General features: G+C 69.1%; 1 protein-coding gene. It reads right to left on the bottom strand.

Features of this window, described 5'->3' with window-relative positions:
- Positions 1 to 2,772 (bottom strand): hypothetical protein (locus DBO33_RS42395; RefSeq protein ID WP_199857085.1); only part of this gene is annotated, 2,772 nt, incomplete at its 3' end.
- Positions 2,773 to 2,790 lie beyond the last annotated feature (18 nt).

The raw sequence follows: 2,790 nt of genomic DNA, 5'->3' as shown, positions 1-2,790 counted from the left end.
GGCCGGGGCGGGCCCGTCCTCGTTGGGTCCGCTCGACTGAGGCGGCGTTGTGGGACCGTCACCGGGTCGCCCGGCCTGGTCACTCGACCCGAGGGACTCCGGTGCTCGATAGAACTCCGCCGCCAGGTCGGCGAGGTCCCGGATCTGCGCCGCCCGCTGAAGCACCTCGTCGCGCATCTTCGCGATCTCCGCGGCCAGCTCGGTGGGGCTCAGCCCCTCGTGCTTCTCGATCTTTCCATCGCGGTACGCCTCGTACACCTTGCGGAATGTGGCGTCGTCGGCCCCGGCGAGATCGACGCCGACCAGCCGGGCCCAGTCCCGGTTGGGGTCGGGCCTGCTGCTCGCAGGGTCGCTGTCGCGGTCCCACGCACCGTCACCGTCCGGTCGTCTGGGATGGTCCGCGAGCGTCTGCCCGAAGTCGAGCGGATCCCCGGAACTCAGTGCGTCGCGGATGATGTCGCGCAGTGCGTGGATCGCGTCGGGGTCGTGCACCGGCGGCTCACCGGTCACCCGCGGATCGGCGGACAGGTCACCGCGCGGCACGTCGGAGTACGGATCGCTCCTGATCAGTGCGGCCGCGTACTCGGTGAGCGCCTCGGTGAGCAGCTCCTGCTTGCCGTCGCGTTCCATCCGGGCGAGCAGCTTGCGTAGTTTCTTGGGATCCAGGCTGTTCGAGTCGAGCCCGTGCACGAGCCGGCCCGCTTCGTTCTTGGTGTACTTCGGCGGGAACAGCTCGGACGGATCCACCCCGAGCCGCTGTGCCAGCTGGTCGCGCGCGGCGACGAAGGCGGCCGGATCGAGATCGCGGAGTTGCTTGGCGTAGGCGACGAGGTCGGCTACCTGCTGTGCCCGCAACGCATTGCGGAAGTCGTTGTCGGTCAACCCTTCCGCGAGGCGCTGCGGGGTCAGCTCCGCCTCGGGAATGCCGAGGCGCAGAGCCAATTGGCTGCGCGCATCACTGATGTCGTTGAAGGACGCGATGTCGTTCATCGAGCGCGCGAAGTCGGCGAGCGCCTCGATCTGCCCGGCCCGAACGGCGTTGTCCAACTTCAGATCCGCGATCGTCTGTGCGAGCCGATCGGGGTGCAGCGACTCCGGGCCGAGCCCGAGGGTCTGCGCCAGATCCACCAGCTCCGCGAGGATTTCGGCGCGTGGCCGCGGCGGCGCTTCGGGAGCGTCCCCGGCGGCCGGTTCGCTGAGCGGTACGTCGGCCGGGTCGAGTACGACGGGCCGCCACTGACCGTCGCTGTCGCGCGACAGAGTTACCGCGAGCTCGCGGCCGTCGATGGTTTCCCGGTGGTGGTAGACGTCGGGTGTATCGACCGGATCGAGGTAGATCCGACCGGACCGGTCTGTGCGCGCGGAGTGGTAATCCAGTTGGACTTCACCACGATTGAGCGCCTGCGCAAGGTCGGGGTTCTCGGCGAGCGCTCTGGCCAGTGCGGCGGAGCGATCCTGTGGCCCATCGATGACCACGAGTCGATCCGGCCCGCCCTCGCCGACCGGGAGGCGGACGACCTGGTCGCCGTACGGTTGCCCGACGGGCGGCTGATCGTCGGATGCGGGATACAGGCGGAACTCGGCGGCATCGGCGAATTCGGCGACCCGCCCGGCGCGGGCCTGGTTCTCCGCTCGCAGCTGGTCGAAGAGCTGCGTGCTGAGCGAGTCCAGGTCGAGCCCGAACATCTGTGCCCAGGTGGACAATTCGTCCCGGAGCTGATCGCGGCGCAGCGCATGCTCGAAGAACGCGCGCGGTCCTTGGTCACGACCGAGTTCGTCGTCCTCCGGCCCGATATCACCCCATTCCTTCAGCGGGTCCGCGCCGTTGCCGACCGGCGTGTAGTTCTGCACGCCGGTCGAACCGTTGAAAGCCGCGTTGATCTCTTTGAGGAACCGGCCCATCGGGTTTTCGTCGAAGAAGCTGACTTCATCGGCGTACCGGACGGGCTGACCGGCCGGGTCCGGCCGGCCACGCCGGACGGGACGCTGGTCGGACTCGTCGAAATCGTCGTCGTCGAGGAAGAAGTCCTCGTCGTCGTCCTCGGCGCGCCTGCGCGCGTCGGGGCCCTCGAGTTCGCCGGGCGGCCGATTCCGCTGCTCACCCTCGCCGAGGGCCGGTCGCGAATCTCGGCCTGCCACATCCTCTGTGGTGTACGGGCGGGTCTGTTCCTCGTTGTAGCGCCGGAACGCGTCCGCGAGTCCTTCGATCGCCGCGGCTTCGCGCAGCGTGCGGTACTCCTGCTCGTCGATGAGCCTGCGCACCGTCGCCGGGTCCTCGTCGGGCAGATCGAAGCCGAGCCGATCCGCCAGCTCGGACAGCGACTCGTGCTCCGGTGGCGGCCCATCCGGCTCGGCCACCGGCTCCGGCGGCGGGGGCGGTTCCTGCTCGAGTGCCCTGGCCTCCTCCTCGGAGACCAGCCCCAACCGCTCCATATCGTCGACGATGCGCTGACGCTGATCCGGATCGGCGACGGTGAGTGCGTCTTCGAGGACGGCCCTGGCCTCGTCCGCCGAAATCCGTTGCACTTCATACAGATCGGTGATGGTCTGCCGAACCAGCTCTGGGTCGGCGTCGCTGACCCAGAACCGGTACTCCGCACCGTCGGCGGTGCGCGGCGCCACGTAGTCACCCGCGGCATCGGGAACGCGTCCCGACAGCTGACCCAGAATGGGGACGTGTTCCCGGTTCAGCCACATCGTCGCGCCCTCCTTGAGGATGCGAGCGACGTTGGGCGCGCCACCCGAGCCTTCCGGAGAAGGGGCGGGCCCCATGGTCGGAACGTCCGGGTT

The organism is Nocardia suismassiliense, from assembly GCF_900269665.1.
Classification (GTDB): domain Bacteria; phylum Actinomycetota; class Actinomycetes; order Mycobacteriales; family Mycobacteriaceae; genus Nocardia; species Nocardia suismassiliense.
This window is presented reverse-complemented; position numbering and strand designations above follow the sequence as displayed.